The following is a 14,527-nucleotide window of genomic DNA, read 5'->3' as shown; positions in this document are numbered from 1 at the left end:
ATACCGAGGCGTTCGGGTGAACTATGGTTAAGGAACTCGGCAAAATGCCCCCGTAACTTCGGGAGAAGGGGGGCCACATCCGGTGACGGCACTTGCTGCCGGAGCTGGGGGTGGCCGCAGAGACCAGCGAGAAGCGACTGTTTACTAAAAACACAGGTCCGTGCGAAGCCGTAAGGCGATGTATACGGACTGACGCCTGCCCGGTGCTGGAACGTTAAGGGGACCGGTTAGCTCACCTTCGGGTGGGCGAAGCTGAGAACTTAAGCGCCAGTAAACGGCGGTGGTAACTATAACCATCCTAAGGTAGCGAAATTCCTTGTCGGGTAAGTTCCGACCTGCACGAATGGCGTAACGACTTCTCGACTGTCTCAACCATAGGCCCGGTGAAATTGCACTACGAGTAAAGATGCTCGTTTCGCGCAGCAGGACGGAAAGACCCCGGGACCTTTACTACAGTTTGATATTGGTGTTCGGTTCGGCTTGTGTAGGATAGCTGGGAGACTGTGAAGCTCGGACGCCAGTTCGGGTGGAGTCGTCGTTGAAATACCAGTCTGGTCGTGCTGGATGTCTAACCTGGGTCCGTGATCCGGATCAGGGACAGTGTCTGATGGGTAGTTTAACTGGGGCGGTTGCCTCCTAAAGGGTAACGGAGGCGCCCAAAGGTTCCCTCAGCCTGGTTGGCAATCAGGTGTTGAGTGTAAGTGCACAAGGGAGCTTGACTGTGAGACCGACGGGTCGAGCAGGGACGAAAGTCGGGACTAGTGATCCGGCGGTGGCTTGTGGAAGCGCCGTCGCTCAACGGATAAAAGGTACCCCGGGGATAACAGGCTGATCTTCCCCAAGAGTCCATATCGACGGGATGGTTTGGCACCTCGATGTCGGCTCGTCGCATCCTGGGGCTGGAGTCGGTCCCAAGGGTTGGGCTGTTCGCCCATTAAAGCGGTACGCGAGCTGGGTTTAGAACGTCGTGAGACAGTTCGGTCCCTATCCGCTGTGCGCGCAGGAGTCTTGAGAAGGGCTGTCCCTAGTACGAGAGGACCGGGACGGACGAACCTCTGGTGTGCCAGTTGTTCTGCCAAGGGCATGGCTGGTTGGCTACGTTCGGGAGGGATAACCGCTGAAAGCATCTAAGCGGGAAGCCTGCTTCGAGATGAGGACTCCCACCCACTTGATGGGGTAAGGCTCCCAGTAGACGACTGGGTTGATAGGCCGGATATGGAAGCACGGTAACGTGTGGAGTTGACCGGTACTAATAGGCCGAGGGCTTGTCCTCAGTTGCTCGCGTCCACTGTGTTGGTTCTGAAACCACGAACAACCCGGAGCCGGTTGTTGATTGTTTCATAGTGTTTCGGTGGTCATAGCGTAGGGGAAACGCCCGGTTACATTCCGAACCCGGAAGCTAAGCCTTACAGCGCCGATGGTACTGCAGGGGGGACCCTGTGGGAGAGTAGGACGCCGCCGAACAATTCTTGATGGAAACCCCCGTGCCGTTCGGCACGGGGGTTTTCTGCGTTTCAGGGGTCCCCTCCCCTCGCGCATGTCCCACATGTATGAGTCACAGGCGTCCGGCTGTCTTCAGTGCCAGGTATGCGTCCGCGAGTGCCGGCGCCAGTTCGTCGGGGGTCGCGTCCACCACCGTGACGCCGTGGCGGCGGAGTTGTTCCGCCGTACGGTCGCGTTCGGCGTGGGCCTGGGCGGCAGCGGCTGCTTCGTACAAGGCGTCGGTGTTTCCGCGGGCCTTCGCCATCCGCGCGATGTGCGGGTCCGCCACCGATGCCAGGAGCACCGTGTGGCGCTGGGTCAGCTGAGGCAGAACGGGCAGCAGACCCTCTTCGACGGGGGCCGCGTCGAGCGTCGTGAGCAGCACGATCAGGGAGCGGCGGGGTGCCGCGCGGAGGGCCGTGGCGGTCAGGCCCCGGGCGTCGGTCTCGACGAGCTCGGGCTCGAGCGTGGCGATGGCGTTGACCAGGGACGGGAGGACATCGCCCGCGGTGCGGCCCTGGACCAGGGCGCGCAGACGGCGGTCGTGGGCGAGGAGGTCGACCCGGTCGCCGGCGCGGGAGGCGAGGGCTGCCAGGAGCAGGGCTGCGTCCATGGAGGCGTCCAGGCGGGGGACGTCGCCGACACGGCCCGCGGAGGTGCGGCCGGTGTCGAGGACCAGCAGGATGTGGCGGTCGCGTTCGGGGCGCCAGGTGCGTACGGCGACGGCGGACTGGCGGGCCGTGGCGCGCCAGTCGATGGAGCGGGTGTCGTCACCGGGCACGTACTCGCGCAGGCTGTCGAACTCCGTTCCCTCGCCGCGGGTCAGCACGCTGGTGCGGCCGTCCAGTTCGCGCAGCCGGGCCAGTTTGGACGGCAGGTGCTTGCGGCTGGTGAACGGCGGGAGGACACGCACCGTCCAGGGGACCTTGTGGGTGCCCTGGCGGGTGAAGAGGCCGAGAGGACCGTAGGAGCGGATGGTGACGCGGTCGGCCCGGCGGTCGCCTCGCCGGGTGGGGCGCAGGCGGGTGGTGACGCGGCGGCGTTCGCCCGGGGGGACCAGCAGGCGGTGGCGGGAGGCCGTCGTCTCCGTGCCGGGCTGCCAGCTGCTGGGGGGCCAGGCGTCGCGGATGCGGGCGCGGAGCGGACGGCGGGACGGGTTGGTGATCGTCAGGGTGACGTCGGCGCTGTCGCCCAGGCGTACGGAGGTGTCGCCGGAGCGGGTCAGGCCGAGGTGGCGCACGGGGGCGGTCAGGGCGAAGTCGCAGGCGCAGGCCACCGCGAGGGGGGCGTTGACGGCGAGGATGCCCGTCCAGCCGGGTTCCCAGATGCCGACGGGGAGGGAGCCGAGTGCCGCGACGAGGGCGGCGCGTCCGGTGGGTGCCATCAGCGGGGGACCGGGACGTGGGCGAGGATCGCGTTGATGACCGAGTCGGCCGTGACGCCCTCCATCTCGGCCTCGGGGCGGAGCTGGACGCGGTGGCGGAGGGTGGGCAGGGCGAGGGCCTTCACGTCGTCGGGGATCACGTAGTCGCGGCCGGTCAGCCAGGCCCAGGCGCGTGCGGTGGCGAGCAGGGCGGTGGCGCCCCGGGGCGAGACGCCGAGGGTGAGGGAGGGCGACTCGCGGGTGGCGCGGCAGATGTCCACCACGTAGGCGGTGATCTCAGGGGAGATCGTCGTCCCGGCGACCGCGAGGCGGGCGGCTTCCAGGTCGGCGGCGCTCGCGACGGGGCGTACGCCGGCGGCGCGCAGGTCGCGGGGGTCGAAGCCGTCCGCGTGGCGGGTGAGGACGTCGATCTCGTCCTGGCGCGAGGGGAGGGGGATGGTGAGCTTGAGGAGGAAGCGGTCCAGCTGGGCCTCGGGGAGGGGGTACGTGCCCTCGTACTCGACGGGGTTCTGGGTCGCGGCGACCAGGAAGGGGTCGGGGAGGGGGCGGGGGACGCCGTCGACCGTGACCTGGCGTTCCTCCATGGCCTCGAGCAGGGACGACTGGGTCTTCGGGGGCGTGCGGTTGATCTCGTCCGCGAGCAGGAGGTGGGTGAAGACCGGGCCGGGCTGGAAGGAGAACTCGGCGGTGCGGGCGTCGTAGACCAGGGAGCCGGTGACGTCGCTCGGCATCAGGTCGGGGGTGAACTGGACGCGTTTGGTGTCGAGGTCCAGGGCGGCGGCGAGGGCGCGGACGAGGAGGGTCTTGGCGACGCCGGGGACGCCTTCGAGGAGGACGTGGCCGCGGCACAGCAGGGCGACGACGAGACCGGTGACGGCGGGGTCCTGGCCGACCACGGCTTTGGCGATCTCGGCGCGCAGGGCCTCCAGGGAGGCCCGGGCGGCGGCCGGGTCCCCGGTGTGCGCGGCGTTGTCAGTGGTCGGGTCCATCATGGACGGCGTACCTCTCTTTCGAGGGCGTCGAGTCGGTCGGCGAGGGAGATGAGGGCTGCGTCGTCGTCCGGCGGCGGGCCGAACAGGAGGGTGCGCAGGGACTGTCCGTCGTCCTGGAGGCGGGCGGACAGCGCGGGGAGCAGGGCCTCGGGCGTGTGCGCCCGGGCCGCGGGGACGCCTACGAGGGGGGCGAGGCGCGTGCGGGTGGTGGAGCGCAGAGCGGCGGCCGCGCGGTCTCGGGCGTTCGCCCTGCGGTAGAGACGGGCGCGGCCTTCGACGGTCTCGGAGGCGCGGATCGCCACGGGGAGTCGTTCGGGCACCAGGGGGCCGAGCCGGCGTGCCCGCCACAGGGCGGCCAGTGCCGCCGCGATGAAGAGCTGCAGGGTGCCCCAGAGCCAGCCGGAGGGGAGCAGGTCGAAGAAGCCGCGTTCGTCCTCCGCGGAGGCGGCGGAGGCGTCGGCGAGCGAGGGGAGGTACCAGACCAGGTGGGGGCGGGAGCCGAGGAGCTGGAGGGCGAGCGAGGCGTTGCCGTGCTCGTCGAGGCGGTCGTTGAAGAGGATGTCGGGCGCGCCGAGGAGGACGGTGTCGCCGTTCCCGGAGGGGGCGGGGATGCGCAGCAGGGTGGCCAGGCGCGCGCTGGGGTAGCACTCGTCGGCGGTGAGGTGGACGGTGGTGTAGCGGATGCCTCCCGTGTCGGCGGTGCCGGCGCGGCGGGCCGCGGGCAGGTCGCAGTCGGGGGAGAGGGTGGAGTCGAGGCTGGTGGCCGGGTCGGCGGTGACGCCGGGGGCGAGCCGTTCGACGGAGGCGCTGCCGGAGGAGACGAGGACGGTGCGGCCGCCGGATTCGGCGGTCGCGGAGTGCAGCCGGGTCTGCTGGGGCCGGGTCAGGAGATCGGGGACGGCGACCAGGAGGGTGGTGTCGGGGGAGGCCGCGGCGGCCGCCTCGTCGAGGGTGGTGACCACGCGTGTGTCCACGCCGCGGTCGGCCAGGAGTTCGGCGACGGCGCGGCTTCCGTAGGGGTCGGCCGAGCGCGGGTCGAGTTCGCCGTGGCGGGCGTCGGAGCGGACCACGGCGATCGCCACGGCCGCCGCGACCAGCAGCACCAGGGCGAGGGCGATGCCCCGTGCGCGGGTCCACACCTGGCGGGCGGTGGGCGAGGCCGAGGTGGACGGGGGTATGACCTCGGTCGTCATCCGGCGGCTCCCCCGCGGGTGTGGTGGCCGGCGTCCTGCACCGTGGCGGTGCTCGTGAGCCGCGGCCGGGTGCGTTCCAGGTCGCGGTCGAGTTCGGCGATGCGCCGGTACGACTGCTCCGTCGCCGCGCGGCCGCCGTATGTGACGTCGTCGAAGGAGCGGGCGGCGGTGTGCAGGGGGCCGGTGTGGGCGGGCAGGGCGCGGCCGGCCTCCGCGGCGGCCTCGTCGGCGGTGCGGCCGGGGCGGGTGTCGAGCAGGGCGCGTTCCTCCAGGGAGCGGACGATGGCCCGCATGCGTTCCTGCACGGCCTGGTTCCAGTGGCCCTGGGCGGCGTGCGCCTCGGCCGCCGCGCGGTGTTCGGCGGCGCTGCGGGGGCGGTCGTCGAACAGTGCGGGTGCCGAGGCCGGTTGTCGTCGCGGGGTGCCCAGGCGCCACCACAGGGCGCCCAGGACGGCGACCGCGGCCGCGATGACGACGACCAGGCCGAGCGTGCCGCCGGGGGTCGCGGTGGAGGCGGTCTCGAACAGTTCGCCGACCCACTTCCAGAAGGCGTCCAGGGCCCGCTGGAACCAGCTGGGGTCGTTCTCGTGGTACATGCGCCTGGACAGCTCGCGCCGGGCCGCCTCCCGCGCGGGATCGCGCGGGAGGGTGACGGGCGGCTCGTCGTCGCCGCGCAGCAGTGCGCGTACGGCGGTGTCGGCGGCGGCCGGCAGGGCCCGGGCCGGTGCGAGGACTCCCCCCGTGGCGGTCACCGCATCAGCTCCCCGGGGTGGTGCCGGGGCCGTGGTCCTGGACGCCCGCGGCGCGGGCCAGTTCGAGGTCGAGGGCCTCGCGGCGGATGCGCTGGTCGATGTAGAGGAGCACGGTCACGCCGGCCGTGATCGGGAACGTGATCATGGAGCCGATGACCGAGCCGATGCCGCTGACGATGAGGAACGTCCAGCCGATGTCGCCGCCGGCGCTGTTGAGGAAGCCGGTGACGCCGTCGCCGCTGAGGGCCGCGGCGAGGAACGTGAACGGGATGACGATGATCGACGCGACGACGTTCGCGATGATCGTCGCGAGCAGCTGGATGCCGAAGACCCGCCACCAGGAGCCGCGCACCAGTTTCGCGGAGCGGCTCATCGCCTTCACGATGCCCTGCTTCTCCAGCATCAGCGTGGGGGAGGAGAGCGAGAAGCGGATCATCAGCCACAGGGCGGCCACGCCGGCGCCGAGGACGCCCAGGACGGTGAGCGCGACGCCTGCCTCGGCGCTGCCCGCCATGGTCACGAGGAGGCCGGGCAGCACTCCCACGGTGACGATGCCGGCGGTGATGAGCAGCAGCAGGCAGATCAGGCCGAACAGCTTCACGACCTGGGGGCGGGCGTCGCGCCAGGCCTCGCCGGTGGTGACCGGCCTGCCGAGCACCGCGCGGCTGGTGACGGTCGTGAGCAGGGCGGTGGCGGCGACGGTGCCGATCAGGGTGACCAGGAAGACCACCCCGGAGTTGAGCAGGGCGTCGCCCATGGCGCGGGTCAGCTCGCTGAGGGTGGCGCTGGGGTCGTTGAGGGCCTCGGTGCTGGAGTTGTCCAGGACGAGCCCCTGGAGCAGGACGACGACGATCTCGGTGAGGACGGCGACGGTCAGGGAGATGCCGAGCACCGTGCGCCAGTGGGTGCGCATGGTGGAGACCGCGCCGTCGAGGATCTCGCCCACGCCGAGCGGGCGGAGCGGGATCACACCGGGCTTGGCCGCGGGCGGGGGACCGCCCCAGCCACCGCCCCAGCCGCCTCCCCAGGGACCGTGTCCGCCGTAGCCGCCGCCGGGGCCGCCGTGGCCTCCTGGCGTGCCGGGGGGCGGGGCGCCCCAGCCCGGGCCCGGCGGCGGGGGCGGGGGAGCCTGGCCCGGGCCGGTGGGCGCGGACCACTGGCTGGGCGGCGGCTGTTCCTTCGACCACTTCACGCCCGGGCTCCGGGGCTCCCCGCCCGGCTGTTCCGGCTGCGGCCGGTCGGCGGGCCGCTCGGGGTCCGGGCGGTCGGAGGGCCCGGCGGGTCCGGACGCGGCCGGCTCCTGCCCGTCGGACGGGGCGGATCCGGGCGATGCCCAGCCCGGAGTGTCGTTCATCGTCGCTCCTTCACGGTGCCCGTCCGCGGTCGCGGCGGCAGGTTGGCAGCCATCGTGCCACGGGGTGGTCCTTCACGGACCTGCCGAGGTGAGGGCCGTATCCCTTCAATTGTCCGTGCGATAGGGGGCAGACTGGCCGCATGGCTGATCAGTACGCGCGCAGCGGCGACAACAAGCGGCCGACCGACATTCCGGCACTCCGTTGGGAGGAGCCACCGGAGGGACCGGTTCTGGTCCTGCTCGACCAGACCAGACTGCCGGCGGAGGAGGTCGAACTCGTCTGTACGGATGCGCCGGCGCTGGTGGAGGCGATCCGCTCGCTCGCCGTGCGCGGGGCCCCCTTGCTGGGCATCGCGGGGGCGTACGGCGTCGCGCTGGCCGCGGTGCGGGGGTTTGACGTGGACGACGCGGCGGCGGCGCTGGAGAGCGCCCGCCCCACCGCGGTGAACCTCGCCCTCGGGGTGCGCCGGGCGCACGCGGCCCATCGGGCCGCCCTCGCCCGCACCGGCGACCCCCGGCAGGCGGCCGGGGCCGCGCTGGCGGCGGCACGGCAACTGCACCGGGAGGACGGCGAGGCCAGCACCCGGATGGCCGAGCACGGGCTGGCGCTGCTGGACGAGCTGCTGCCCGGCGGCGGGCACCGGATCCTCACGCACTGCAACACCGGTTCGCTGGTGTCGGGCGGCGAGGGGACGGCGTTCGCGGTGGCGCTGGCGGCGCACCGGGCGGGCCGGCTCAGGCGCCTGTGGGTGGACGAAACGCGTCCGTTGCTGCAAGGTGCTCGCCTGACGGCATACGAGGCGGCCCGCAGCGGCATGGCGTACACCCTGCTCACCGACAACGCCGCGGGATCGCTGTTCGCGGCGGGCGAGGTGGACGCGGTGCTCGTCGGGGCGGACCGCATCGCGGCCGACGGTTCGGTGGCGAACAAGGTGGGGAGCTATCCGCTCGCGGTGCTCGCGCGGTACCACCACGTGCCGTTCGTCGTGGTGGCACCGGTGACGACGGTGGACCCCCGGACGCCGGACGGGGCGTCCATCGAGGTCGAGCAGCGTCCCGGTCACGAGGTGACCGAGATCACGGCACCACAGGCGCCGGTGGCCGGAACGGAAGCAGGAGGCGGGATTCCGGTGGCACCCCTGGGGACCCAGGCGTACAACCCGGCGTTCGACGTGACACCGCCGGAGCTGGTGACGGCGATCGTCACCGAGGAGGGGGCCGTCTCGCCCGTGACGGCCGACGCTCTGGCCGAGCTGTGTGCCAGGTCACGCCAGGTAACGATTAGCTAATGGGATGATGTCGTTTATGAAGGGAAGAGTCCTTGTCGTCGACGACGACAGCGCACTGGCCGAGATGCTCGGCATCGTGCTGCGTGGTGAGGGTTTTGAGCCGTCTTTCGTAGCCGACGGCGACAAGGCGCTGGCCGCTTTCCGTGAGACCAAGCCCGATCTGGTGCTGCTGGACCTGATGCTGCCCGGCCGGGACGGCATCGAGGTGTGCCGCCTGATCAGGGCGGAGTCCGGGGTGCCGATCGTGATGCTCACGGCCAAGAGCGACACCGTCGATGTCGTGGTGGGCCTGGAGTCCGGCGCCGACGACTACATCGTGAAGCCGTTCAAGCCGAAGGAGCTGGTGGCCCGCATCAGGGCGCGGCTGCGCAGGTCGGAGGAGCCGGCGCCGGAGCAGCTCGCCATCGGCGACCTGGTGATCGACGTGGCCGGGCACTCCGTGAAGCGGGACGGGCAGTCGATCGCGCTGACGCCGCTGGAGTTCGACCTGCTGGTCGCGCTGGCCCGCAAGCCGTGGCAGGTGTTCACGCGCGAGGTGCTGCTCGAGCAGGTCTGGGGTTACCGCCACGCGGCCGACACCCGTCTGGTGAACGTGCACGTCCAGCGGCTGCGCTCCAAGGTCGAGAAGGACCCGGAGAAGCCGGAGATCGTGGTGACCGTCCGTGGTGTCGGGTACAAGGCAGGACCGAGCTGACATGTCCGGTGACAGTGCCGCTTCGGCGTCCGGCCGGTCCGGGGGTCGTCCGGAGCGGCCTGTCGGCCGGCAGAGGAGCGCGGACTCCCGCTGGGGACGCCTGCTGGAGGGCGGACTGCTGCAGGGCGGGGTCCACGGCAGCCCGGTGATCCGCCTGTTCGTGCGCTGGGTGCGCCGTCCCCTGCTGCCCGTCATGCGGCTGTGGCGGCGCAACATCCAGCTCAAGGTCGTCGTCACGACGCTGCTGATGTCGTTGGGCGTGGTCCTGCTGCTGGGCTTCGTCGTCATCGGGCAGGTGCGCAACGGCCTGCTGGACGCCAAGGTGGCGGCCTCCCAGAGCCAGGCCACCGGCGGGTTCGCCGTGGCCAAGCAGAAGGCCGACGAGGCGGCGAGCGCCACCGGCGACGACGGCGCCACCGTGGACGGGGAGAGCTCGACGAGCGTCATCCAGTGGATGAGCGATCTCGTGGAGTCGCTCTCCAGCGGCGGCCAGGGCGCCTTCGACGTGGTGACCCTGCCCGCGGGCGACGACAGCGGCGGCGGGCGCGGACCGCGCGCCTCCGGGCAGGTCATCGCGACGGCCAGTGTGCCCGAGGCCCTGCGGGAGCGGATCAACACCAACACCACGGCGGCCCAGAGCTACACCCGCATCATCTACGACAGCGGTGCGGACTCCCAGCCGGGCCTGGTCATCGGCAAGCAGGTGAACGACCCCAACGGCGACCCGTACCAGCTGTACTACCTCTTCCCGCTGACGCAGGAGGAGAAGTCGCTGAGCCTGGTCAAGGGCACGCTGGCGACGGCGGGGCTGTTCGTCGTCGTCCTGCTCGGGGCGATCGCCTGGCTCGTGGTGCGGCAGGTCGTCACGCCGGTGCGGATGGCGGCCGGGATCGCCGAGCGGCTGTCCGCCGGGCGGCTCCAGGAACGCATGAAGGTCACCGGCGAGGACGACATCGCACGGCTCGGCGAGGCCTTCAACAAGATGGCCCAGAACCTCCAGCTGAAGATCAACCAGCTGGAGGACCTGTCGCGGATGCAGCGCCGGTTCGTGTCGGACGTGTCGCACGAGCTGCGGACCCCGCTGACCACCGTGCGGATGGCCGCGGACGTCATCCACGAGGCGCGCGAGGACTTCGACCCGGTGACCGCGCGGTCGGCCGAGCTGCTCGCCGACCAGCTGGACCGGTTCGAGTCGCTGCTCGCGGACCTGCTGGAGATCAGCCGCTTCGACGCGGGCGCGGCGGCGCTGGAGGCCGAGCCGATAGACCTGCGCGTGGTCGTGCGGCGCGTGGTCAGCGGGGCGGAGCCGCTCGCCGAGCGCAAGGGCTCGCGCATAAAGGTCGTCGGCGACCAGCAGCCCGTCGTCGCCGAGGCCGACGCGCGGCGCGTGGAGCGGGTGCTGCGCAACCTCGTCGTCAACGCCGTGGAGCACGGCGAGGGCAGGGACGTCGTCGTCAAGCTCGCCGCGGCGGGCGGAGCGGTCGCGGTCGCGGTGCGCGACTACGGCGTGGGGCTCAAGCCGGGCGAGGCGACCCGGGTCTTCAGCCGCTTCTGGCGGGCCGACCCGGCGCGCGCCCGCACCACCGGCGGTACGGGGCTGGGGCTGTCCATAGCCCTGGAGGACGCGCGGCTGCACGGCGGCTGGCTCCAGGCGTGGGGCGAGCCGGGCGGCGGCTCGCAGTTCCGGCTGACGCTGCCGAGGACGGCGGACGAGCCGCTGAGGGGATCCCCGATCCCCCTGGAGCCCAAGGACTCGCGGCGCAACCGCGGACCGGACGACGCCGGTCCGTCGCGTGGCGGCGGGAACGGCGAGAAGCGTGCCACGGTGCCGGCGCAGCAGCCGGGCTCCGACGCCGCGGCGCGGGCCGTCGGGGACCCGTTCGCCCCGAGGCCGGCGGCCTCGGCGCCCACGGCCGACCCCACGGCACTGCCCGGCAACGGCGCGCGCGTGGTGGCCCGCCCCGCTCCGCAGGCGCGACGGCGGGACGAGGGGCCGACGGAGCCCTCCGAGACGCGGCCCGGGGACCCGCGGACGACGGCCGCGGGCGGGCCGCAGCCCGTCGGGGGCGGTGGCGGCGGTGCCCCGGAGACGGGGCGCGGTGGTCCCGCACGGCGGCCGGACGACGGTCGCGGCGGGAGCGTGGGACGATCGGACGGTGCCCGCGACGGGGCCCCGGGTGCCGTCGGAGCCGGAGAGCCGGAGCGGGGTTCCGGAGCCGGCACCGGTGCCGAAGGCCCCGGTGGCTCGGGAGCGGCGTGGGGTGCGCACAGGGATGGGGAGGCTTCGCGTGGGCGGTGAGCGCGTGGGGCGCGGCCGGGGGATTCCGGTGCGGACGGTGGCGTACGCCGCGGGCGGGGCCGTCCTGCTGGCCGGGTGCGCCTCGATGCCCGACAGCGGGGATCTGCGGGACGTCGAGTCCACGCCCCGGCAGGACACGCAGGTGCGGGTGTTCGCCATGCCGCCGAGCGAGGACGCCACGCACGCGCAGATCGTGCAGGGCTTCCTGGAGGCGCTGACCAGCGACGACCCCGACTACCGGACCGCGCGCCAGTACCTGACCCCGAAGGCGGCGAAGACCTGGCGGCCGGAGCTGTCCACCACGGTGCTGTCGGACGGGCCGGGCGCCTACGCCGACCCTCCGGCCCGGGAGGGCGGGGAGGACGCCGACTCCCTCACCTACACGCTGACCGGCACCAGGGTCGCCACGGTGGACGCGCAGCAGTCGTACGCGCCCGCCACCGGCCCCTACAACAAGCTCGTGCACCTCACGAAGGACGCGGAGAACGGCCAGTGGCGCATCGACTCGGTGCCACAGGGCGTCGTCATGGGCAGGTCGGACTTCCAGCGCAACTACATGGCCGTCAACAAGTACTACTTCGCCTCGAACGCGGAGGGGGCCGGCACGGGCGCGCCGCCGTCGGCGGTCGCCGACCCCGTCTACGTGCGCAGCCACGTGGATCCCACGACCCAGATGGTGCGCTCCCTCCTCGCCGGACCCACGACCTGGCTGGACCCGGTCGTCAGGTCGGGCTTCCCCGCGGGTACGGCACTGCGCAAGGGCACCGGCTCGCTGACGGCGGACGACCGGGGCAGGCTGACCGTGCCGCTCAACGACAAGGCGGCCGAGGCCGGCGCCGAACGGTGCGCGGAGATGGCGGCCCAGCTGCTGTTCACGCTGCGCACCCTCAGCCCGGCGGTGGAGGAGGTCGATCTGCGGGCCGGCGGCGGGCAGCTGTGCTCGCTCACCCGGGAGGGCGCCGAGACGGTGGCCACCCGGGGCGCGCTGAACCACCCCGACTACCTGTACTTCGTCGACGACGAGCACCGGCTCGTGCGGATCGCCGCGGGCAGCAGCGACACCCAGCCGGAACCGGTGCCGGGGGCGCTGGGCGAGGGCGACAAGGCGCTGCGCTCGGTGGCGGTCGCGCGGGACGAGCACACCGCGGCCGGGGTCGCCATCGACGGCACGTCGCTGTACGTCGCCCCGCTGGTGTCGGACGGCTCGCTCGGCGAGCCGGTGCTGCGCAGCCGGGGGAAGACCGAGGGGGACCGGCTGACCGCGCCGAGCTGGGACGCGCAGGGCGGCCTGTGGGTGGCCGACCGGGACCCCGGGAACCCGCGGCTGTACCTGCTGGAGAAGGACGCGAAGGAGCCGCTGCCGGTACGGACACCGGGTCTGGACGGCCGGGTGCAGGCGGTCCGGGTGGCCGCCGACGGGGTGCGGATCGCGCTCGTCGTGGAGAAGGGCGACCGGCGGTCCCTGCTGATCGGGCGGATCGAGCGGGGCGGCCCGGACGGCGGGACCGGCGAGCGGGCGGCGGTCACCGTGCGGGAGCTGCGGTCCGCGACGCCCGAGCTGGAGCAGGTCACCGCCATGTCCTGGGCCGGGGACAGCCGGCTCGTGGTGGTCGGACGCGAGCAGGGGGGTGTGGAGCAGATGAAGTACGTCGAGGTCGACGGCTCCACGCCGGACGTGCCCCCGCCCGCCTCCCTGACCGGCGTCAAGGACGTCACCGCCTCGGCGGACGAACAGGCGCCGCTGGTGGCGTACTCCGTGGACGGGATCGTCCGGCTGCCCTCGGGGGCGCAGTGGCAGAAGGTGACACAGGGGACCGCGCCCGTCTACCCGGGGTGAGCGGTCCGCGGGAGTGAACGCTCCCGGTCCGCCGCGGACGGACCGCTCCGCGCGGAGTCGTCCACAGGGGTGGCCGGACACGGCGGACGTGGGCACAGTGGGGCCATGCGGGGATGGTGGCAGGACCTCACCGATCTGGTGCTCCCGGCCGAGTGCGGCGGATGCGGCAGGCCCCGCGCGGTGCTCTGCGCCCGGTGCCGCACGGCGTTGGGCGGGGCCGCGCCGCGCCGGGTCCGGCCGGTCCCGGAGCCGGCCGGGCTGCCGCCGGTGCACGCGGCGGCCCGGTACGCGGACGAGGTGCGCGCCACGCTGCTGGCGCACAAGGAACGCGGCGTCCTGGCCCTCGCCGGACCGCTGGGCGAGGCCCTGGCGGGAGCGGTGCGGGCGGGGCTGCGCGCGGCGGGGACACCGGAAGCGGCGGCGGACCGGGCGCCGCACGGGCGCGGGACCGGGGAGCCGCACCACCTTCCGGGCGCGGTGCTGCTCGTCCCCGTGCCGTCCGCGCGGCGGGCCGTGCGGGCGCGGGGACACGACCCGGCTCGGCGGATCGCGTTCGCGGCGGCGGGCGCGTTGCGGCGGGGAGGGGTGCCCGCCCGGGTGCTCCCCGCGCTGCGGCAGCGGCGGCACGTGGCCGACCAGGCGGGGCTGGACTCCCGGCGGCGGCTGGCCAACCTCGCCGGTGCGCTGGTGGTCGTCCCCGGCTGTGACCGGCTGCTCCTGGACGGCCCGGTCGTGCTCGTCGACGACCTGATGACGACCGGTGCCTCGCTGGCGGAGGCCGCACGCGCGGTGCGGGCGCGGTCGCGGGCCGGGGGAGGACCGTGTACGGAGCCGGGAGCGGGGCCCGGCGCGGGGCCGTACGAGGGGTCTGTTTCGAGCATTTCGGGTGCCGCGTCCGTGTACAGGGGTGAGACAGGGGAAGGCAGAGGGGAACAGCGGAACGGGCCGGCTCGGCGGAGGACGGGCCGGTGGTCCGGCGGGCAGCCGGGGACGGCGGGCGCGGGCGGCGCCGACGGGATCGTCGACGTGGTGGGCGCAGCCGTCGTCGCGGCATCACCGGACGCTTTCGAAATAAACCGGAACTGACGAAGATCTTGCTTCGTTGCAGGGAATGAGAGGGCTAATTCACCTGAATGGAGGTACGTCTCGGTAGAGGGTGACGCCATCCGTCCGGGCGAGATATGTTCGGTTGTGAGGGAAAGCCGCAGGCCACACCTCTCGAATCCGATTGCCGTGCTGCGGGTTTTTCGC

At 72.7% G+C, this 14,527-nt stretch carries 10 protein-coding genes and 2 rRNA genes (1 of these 12 cut by a window edge); 7 read left to right on the top strand and 5 right to left on the bottom strand.

The window, feature by feature from the left end; genetic code table 11:
* Positions 1-1,273 (top strand): 23S ribosomal RNA (locus GL259_RS16310); it begins 1,848 nt to the left of the window's first position.
* Between the two features lie 74 nt (positions 1,274-1,347).
* Positions 1,348-1,464: ribosomal RNA gene (gene rrf / locus GL259_RS16305) — 5S ribosomal RNA — on the top strand.
* 91 nt (positions 1,465-1,555) lie between these two features.
* On the opposite strand, the gene GL259_RS16300 is transcribed toward rrf, so the two are convergent.
* The 5 genes from GL259_RS16300 to GL259_RS16280 are packed head-to-tail and all read right to left on the bottom strand — an operon-like array spanning position 1,556 to position 7,157.
* Positions 1,556-2,866: a DUF58 domain-containing protein gene (locus GL259_RS16300; protein ID WP_159533448.1), complete on the bottom strand. Its 1,311-nt coding sequence runs from the start codon at positions 2,864-2,866 to the stop codon at positions 1,556-1,558.
* The gene (locus GL259_RS16295) at positions 2,866-3,855 is read right to left on the bottom strand and encodes a MoxR family ATPase (RefSeq protein WP_159538683.1); all 990 of its coding nucleotides are present in this window, start codon (positions 3,853-3,855) and stop codon (positions 2,866-2,868) included. Before GL259_RS16295 ends, GL259_RS16300 begins: the two co-directional genes overlap by 1 nt.
* Positions 3,855-5,051, bottom strand: coding sequence for a DUF4350 domain-containing protein (locus GL259_RS16290; RefSeq protein ID WP_159533446.1), 1,197 nt, complete (start codon positions 5,049-5,051; stop codon positions 3,855-3,857). Before GL259_RS16290 ends, GL259_RS16295 begins: the two co-directional genes overlap by 1 nt.
* Complete coding sequence (locus tag GL259_RS16285; protein WP_159533444.1) at positions 5,048-5,803, bottom strand: DUF4129 domain-containing protein; 756 nt, start codon at positions 5,801-5,803, stop codon at positions 5,048-5,050. Before GL259_RS16285 ends, GL259_RS16290 begins: the two co-directional genes overlap by 4 nt.
* Before the next feature lie 4 nt (positions 5,804-5,807).
* Positions 5,808-7,157, bottom strand: a complete 1,350-nt coding sequence (locus tag GL259_RS16280) for a hypothetical protein (RefSeq protein WP_159533442.1) — start codon at positions 7,155-7,157, stop codon at positions 5,808-5,810.
* Positions 7,158-7,297: 140 nt separating this feature from the next.
* Here GL259_RS16280 and mtnA point away from each other — a divergent pair, with 140 nt between their 5' ends.
* The 5 genes from mtnA (at position 7,298) to GL259_RS16255 (ending at position 14,362) form a co-directional block, all read left to right on the top strand.
* The gene (gene mtnA / locus GL259_RS16275; protein WP_159533440.1) at positions 7,298-8,446 is read left to right on the top strand and encodes an S-methyl-5-thioribose-1-phosphate isomerase; all 1,149 of its coding nucleotides are present in this window, start codon (positions 7,298-7,300) and stop codon (positions 8,444-8,446) included.
* A gap of 4 nt (positions 8,447-8,450) precedes the next feature.
* Positions 8,451-9,140 (top strand): two-component system response regulator MtrA, encoded by a 690-nt coding sequence (mtrA, locus tag GL259_RS16270; protein ID WP_004987303.1) that lies wholly within the window; start codon positions 8,451-8,453, stop codon positions 9,138-9,140.
* 1 nt (position 9,141) lies between these two features.
* On the top strand, positions 9,142-11,439 hold the full coding sequence (mtrB, locus tag GL259_RS16265; protein WP_159533438.1) for an MtrAB system histidine kinase MtrB: 2,298 nt from the start codon (positions 9,142-9,144) through the stop codon (positions 11,437-11,439).
* Complete coding sequence (locus GL259_RS16260) at positions 11,429-13,276, top strand: LpqB family beta-propeller domain-containing protein (protein ID WP_159533436.1); 1,848 nt, start codon at positions 11,429-11,431, stop codon at positions 13,274-13,276. The genes mtrB and GL259_RS16260 overlap by 11 nt, the downstream gene beginning before the upstream one ends.
* Positions 13,277-13,381: 105 nt before the next feature.
* On the top strand, positions 13,382-14,362 hold the full coding sequence (locus GL259_RS16255; protein ID WP_159533434.1) for a ComF family protein: 981 nt from the start codon (positions 13,382-13,384) through the stop codon (positions 14,360-14,362).
* The last annotated feature ends 165 nt before the right edge of the window (positions 14,363-14,527 follow it).

This window comes from Streptomyces sp. Tu 3180 (assembly GCF_009852415.1).
Classification (GTDB): domain Bacteria; phylum Actinomycetota; class Actinomycetes; order Streptomycetales; family Streptomycetaceae; genus Streptomyces.
Note: the sequence above shows the minus strand (reverse complement) of the source record. Positions and strands in the feature narration are given on the sequence as shown.